The sequence below is a fragment of the Psychrobacter sp. TB55-MNA-CIBAN-0194 genome (assembly GCF_040309505.1).
Lineage (GTDB): Bacteria > Pseudomonadota > Gammaproteobacteria > Pseudomonadales > Moraxellaceae > Psychrobacter > Psychrobacter fozii.
This window is the reverse complement of the sequence record NZ_JBEOOW010000696.1, coordinates 1-242: the sequence shown is the minus strand read 5'-3', so window position 1 is coordinate 242 and position 242 is coordinate 1. Positions and strand designations below refer to the sequence as shown.

Annotated in this window: 1 pseudogene; it reads right to left on the bottom strand. The window is 44.6% G+C overall.

Annotation, left to right across the window (positions count from 1 at the left end):
• Positions 1 to 242: pseudogene (locus tag AAEY75_RS16770) on the bottom strand (polyribonucleotide nucleotidyltransferase); the annotation flags it as partial.

Sequence of the window (242 nt, the reverse complement as noted above, 5' to 3'; positions counted from 1 at the left end):
ATTTCAGGGTTAACAGAAACAACAGTAGCAATAACTTGTACTTCGTTTACAAAACCACTTGGGAAAAGTGGACGAATTGGACGGTCAATAAGACGTGCAATAAGTGTTTCGCCATCGTTAGGACGACCTTCGCGCTTTAAGAAACCACCAGGGATACGACCAGCAGCGTACATACGCTCTTGGTAGTTAACTGTTAGTGGGAAAAAGTCTTGGCCTGGTTGCGCTTCACGTTTACCAACAAC